5 protein-coding genes are annotated in these 5,026 nt (G+C 67.0%); 2 read left to right on the forward strand and 3 right to left on the reverse strand.

All coding sequences use genetic code 11. The annotated features are described in order from the left end of the window. Positions 1-1,877: MFS transporter (locus tag HMPREF3115_RS23570; RefSeq protein WP_070556322.1), on the reverse strand; the 1,877-nt coding region annotated here is incomplete at its 3' end. A gap of 148 nt (positions 1,878-2,025) precedes the next feature. Beyond that, a complete protein-coding gene (locus tag HMPREF3115_RS23575) occupies positions 2,026-2,481 on the reverse strand; it encodes a CBS domain-containing protein (RefSeq protein ID WP_006402096.1) in 456 nt (151 codons plus the stop codon). Between the two features lie 160 nt (positions 2,482-2,641). On the opposite strand from HMPREF3115_RS23575, the gene HMPREF3115_RS23580 reads away from it, so the two are divergent. After that, the gene (locus HMPREF3115_RS23580; protein WP_006402097.1) at positions 2,642-2,959 is read left to right on the forward strand and encodes an Mpo1-like protein; all 318 of its coding nucleotides are present in this window, start codon (positions 2,642-2,644) and stop codon (positions 2,957-2,959) included. 15 nt (positions 2,960-2,974) lie between these two features. On the opposite strand, the gene HMPREF3115_RS23585 is transcribed toward HMPREF3115_RS23580, so the two are convergent. Further along, entirely contained in the window at positions 2,975-4,303 is a 1,329-nt protein-coding gene (locus HMPREF3115_RS23585; protein WP_006402098.1) for a YihY family inner membrane protein, read from the reverse strand. Positions 4,304-4,447: 144 nt separating this feature from the next. Here HMPREF3115_RS23585 and wrbA point away from each other — a divergent pair. Further along, positions 4,448-5,026 (forward strand): NAD(P)H:quinone oxidoreductase (gene wrbA / locus HMPREF3115_RS23590; RefSeq protein ID WP_070556324.1); only part of this gene is annotated, 579 nt, incomplete at its 3' end.

The raw sequence follows: 5,026 nt of genomic DNA on the forward strand, positions 1-5,026 counted from the left end.
AGCGCCGCCGGCATCGGCTCGCCGACCGCCAGGGTCAGCCGGCTCATCACGCCGCGCTTCACGGGCCGCGGCAGCCGTGCATCCGCATGCCGCGAGAACACGCTGCCCCACAGCCCGCGCAGCGCCATCGGCACGACCGGCACCGGCACGCGCGTCAGAATCTCGGTAATGCCGTGGTGGAACGTGTTGATGTCGCCCGTCTTGGTCAGCTTGCCTTCGGGGAAAATGCAGACGATCTCGCCTTCCTTCAGCGCCGCCTCGCATGCGTCGTACGCGCGCGCGAGCATGCCGGAATCCTCGTGGCGCGGCGCGATGGGGATCGTCTTCGCATGGCGGAACACCCAGCTCGCGAAACGCGTCTTGAAGATCCGGTGATCCATCACGAAGCGGATCGGCCGCGGGCTCGCGGCGGCCAGCACCAGCGCGTCCACATAGCTCACGTGATTGCAGACGAGCACGGCCGCGCCGTCTTCCGGAATCCGCTCCGCATGCACGATCCGGATCCGGTAGAACGTATGCACGAGCACCCACGCGACGAAGCGCAGCAGGAACTCCGGCACCAGCAGATAGATATACGCGGCCACCGCGACGTTCAGCAGCGCGGTCACGAGAAACAGCCCCGGAATGTCGACGCCGGCCTTCGTCAGCGCCATCGCCATCACGGCCGACACGATCATGAAGAACGCGTTGAGGATGTTGTTCGCGGCGATGATGCGCGCGCGGTGCGTCGGCGCGCTGCGGCTCTGGATCAGCGCATACAGCGGCACGCTGTAGAAGCCGCCGAACATCGCGAGCAGGAACAGGTCGGCGAGAATGCGCCAGTGGCGCAGGCCGGCCAGGAATTCGCCGACCGACAGCAGGTGCGCGGGCGCCGGCAGCGCATGGCTCGCGAAATACAGATCGATCGCGAACACGCTGATGCCGATCGAGCCGAGCGGCACGAGGCCGATCTCGACGCGCCGCTGCGACAGTCGCTCGCACAGCAGCGAGCCGAGCCCGATGCCGACCGAGAACGTCGCGAGCAGTACCGTGACGACGTCGGGGCTCGCGGACAGCACGTCCTTCGCGAAATTGAAAAACGACGTGAGGAAGGTCGCGCCGACGAACCAGAGCCACGAGATGCCGAGCAGGCTCAGGAACACCGTGCGGTTTTGCCGCGCGAGCGCGAGATTGCGCCACGTTTCGCTGATCGGATTCCAGTTGATCACGAGATCGGGCTGCGGCGCGGGCGTCGGCGGCACGCGATGCGCCGCGAGCCGCCCGGCAAGCGCGATCGCGACGACGCTGACCGCGAGCACGCGCTCGCCGCTGCCTTCGATGCCGGCCGCGGCGCCGCCGACGATCGTCCCGATCAGGATCGCGATGAAGGTGCCCATCTCGACGAGCCCGTTGCCGCCGACGAGTTCGTGCTCGCCGAGATGCTGCGGCAGGTACGAATACTTGACCGGGCCGAACAGCGTCGAGTGCATCCCCATCATGAACGTGCACAGATACAGCAGCGCCGCGCTGTGCGTGACGAAGCCGGCCGCGCCGATCAGCATCAGCACGATCTCGAACGTCTTCACGAAGCGCGTGAGCGTCGCCTTGTCGTATTTGTCGGCGATCTGGCCGGACGTGGCCGAGAACAGCACGAACGGCAGGATGAAGATCGCTGAGATCAGGAATGCGGCGGTTTTCGCGTCGACGCCGGAGAACCGCGCGGTGTGATAGGTGACGAGCGACGTGAAACCGATCTTGAAAACGTTGTCGTTCAGCGCACCGAGGAATTGGGTCGTGAAGAACGGCGCGAAACGGCGTTCGCGCAACAGGTCGAACTGGGACGCATGGGCGCGCCGCTCGCTGCGCCGCCCCGACGAAACATGCGATTGATCGCTCATTCGGAATACGCGCGCGTCGTCTCGGCGAAGCTGCGCGGGCCTTGTCGTGTGGTTGTCGAAAAAGCGGCGGCGCAGGCGCTGCCTGTGCCGCCGCATGCGGGCCGGCTGCGCCCGCGCGTCGTCATCTCGACGGCGGGCTGCCTTCGGTTCACGGCTTGTGCGCTTCGGCTTCCGGTTCCGGCCAGTCGCGGATGTAGGCCTTCAGCATGCGGTTCTCGAAGCTCTGCGCCTCGACGACCGTCTTCGCGACGTCGTAGAACGAAATGACGCCCATCAGCACCTTCTTGTCGAGCACCGGCATGTAGCGCGCATGGCGCTCGAGCATCATCCGGCGCACTTCGTTGACGTCGGTTTCCGGCGTGCAGGTGAGCGGCTCGTCCATCACCTTGCGCACCTGCACGTCGCCGATCGCGCCGCCGTTTTCGCGCAGCCGCAGAATGATTTCGCGGAACGTCAGAATCCCGACGAGATCGCCGTACTCCATCACGACGAGCGAACCGATATCGTGTTCGGCCATCGTGTCGACCGCTTCGCGCAGCGGCTTATCGGGCGTCACCGTAAACAGCGTGTTGCCCTTCACTTTCAGAATATCGCTGACGCGCATCGTAGTCCCCTCATGCTTGAATGCAAAACCGTTTTCGATCCTATCGGAAAGCCTGTCAAAAGGAAAGCGCGCGGCCCCGCCGGGCGCGCCGGCGCCCGCTTGCGGAGGTTCGCCGGCCGCCGCACAATGTCCGGGTGGACGGCGGCCCGAGGAGACGGCCATGGCGCATACGCATACGGAGCAATTCGCCAGCTTCGCTGATTTCTATCCGTACTATCTGAACGAACACCAGAACCGCACGTCGCGACGGCTGCATTTCATCGGCTCGCTCGGCGTGATCGGCTGCGTCGCGATGGCGATCGCGACCGGCGACTGGGCGTGGCTGCCGGCCGCCGTCGTCTGCGGCTACGGATTCGCCTGGGTCGGCCATTTCTTCTTCGAAAAGAACCGCCCCGCGACGTTCCGCCACCCGGTCTACAGCCTGATGGGCGACTGGGTGATGTTCAGGGACATCTGTACCGGAAAGATCCCGCTGTAACGCGCACCGCCGCGCTCACGCGGTGCGCGGCGGATGCGCGTGCGGCTCCGGCGTGTCATCCGGAGCCGGCTCGGATGCCGCGGCCGGCTGCGCGCCGGACAGCCGGTGCGCGGCGATCAGCGACGCGAGCGTCACGTCGAAGCGCTCGCTCGACAGCACCGCGAGCAAGGCGCCGCCGTCGATATGGCTGCGCCGCCGCTGCAACTGATATGTGAGTTCCGCGCGGTCGATCACGAGCACGTCGAACAGCTGCGCGAGCGTGAGGCGCTCGGGATTCGCAAGCAGGATGTAGCGCGGCGAGTCCTCGCCGCCCTCGAGGCGCGCCACCCATTCCCGTTCTTCGAGCAAGGTCAGCAGCCGCTGCGCGGTTTGCATGTCGCAGCGCAGCATCGTCGCAAGCCGGATCGCGCTGCGGCCCGGCTTGCCGGCCGCTCGTGCTTCGGCGAGCCGCGCGAGCAGTTCGAGCGCGTCGAGCAGGTCGCTGCCCGGATAGTCGACGCGGTGGAACTGGCCGATCCGGATCGCCGGCAGTGCGGACGTGACCATCGCGCCAAGCAGCGCGATGAACCAGCTCAGATACATCCAAAGCAGGAACACGGGCAGCGCGGCGAACGCGCCGTAGACGGCCGTGTACGTCGGAATGCGCCGCACGTAGTAGCCGAAGCCGCGCTTAGCCAGCTCGAATGCGACGGCCGCGAACAACCCACCGATCACCGCGTCGCGCCACGCGACCGTGCAGTTCGGCAGATAGACGTACAGCAGCGTGAACGCGAGCACCGTGAGCGGCAGCGACGCAAGCGTGAGCAGCCATTCGACGATCGACGTCGACGGCGCCGCACCCGTAAACGCGAGCGACTGCGTAAACAAGTACGACGACAGCGACAGACTCACGCCGAACAGCAGCGGCCCGAGCGTGATCAGCGCCCAGTACGCGAGCACGCGCTGCGCGAACGGGCGCGGCTTGCGCACGCGCCAGATCAGGTTGAAGGCGGACTCGATCGTCATCATCGTCATCACCGACGTGACGACGAGCACGATCAGGCCGGCCGTCGTCAGTCCCTTCGCCTTCGCCGCGAACTGGTTCAGATACTTGAAGATCTGGATGTTGAACTGCGCGGGCATCAGATGATCGGCGAGGAAGCCCTGCAGCGAGATCTGGAACGACGCGAACATCGGAAACGCGGTGAACAGCGCGAACGCCACCGTCACGAGCGGCACGAGCGCCAGCATCGTCGTGAACGTGAGGCTGCCCGCCACCTGCGGGATGCGGTCTTCGGCGCTGCGCCGCGCGGCGAACTGCGCGAGACGCTTGATGGTGTCGAGATCGACGCTCAACTTCGGCAAACGGCTTCTCCTTGTCGATGCCGCGCGCCCGGCGGCGCGCCGCCGCCGCGCTGCGCGACGGCTTCAGCCCCTATAATAGCCGCTCGATCCAGCAGGGGCCGACTGCACCGGGCACGCGCGCGGCCGCGGGCGGCTCCGTCGTCCATGAAAGACATTCTCGTCCTCTACTACAGCCGCCACGGCGCGACGCGCGATCTCGCGCTCGCGATCGCCAACGGCATCGACAGCGTGCCGGGCATGCAGGCGCGCATCCGCACGGTGCCGCCCGTCTCGACGGTCTGCGAAGCCACCGCCCCCGACATTCCCGCCGACGGCCCGCCCTACGCCGAGCTGCGCGACCTCGAGGAATGCGCGGGTCTCGCGCTCGGCTCGCCGACGCGCTTCGGCAATATGGCCGCGCCGCTCAAGTATTTCCTCGACGGCACGACGCCGCAATGGCTGTCCGGCGCGCTGAGTGGCAAGCCCGCGAGCGTGTTTACGTCGACTGGCAGCCTGCATGGCGGCCAGGAGTCGACGCTGCTGTCGATGATGCTGCCGCTGCTCCATCACGGGATGATGATCGTCGGCATTCCGTACACCGAATCGGCGCTGACCACGACGCGCACCGGCGGCACGCCGTACGGCGCCTCGCATGTCGCGCAGCACGATCGCGCGGCGCCGGCCGGCCTGTCGGCCGACGAGAAGACGCTGGCCGCCGCGCTCGGCGTGCGGCTCGCGCGCGCC

Source organism: Burkholderia sp. HMSC10F09, assembly GCF_001806955.1.
Classification (GTDB): Bacteria; Pseudomonadota; Gammaproteobacteria; order Burkholderiales; family Burkholderiaceae; genus Burkholderia; species Burkholderia multivorans.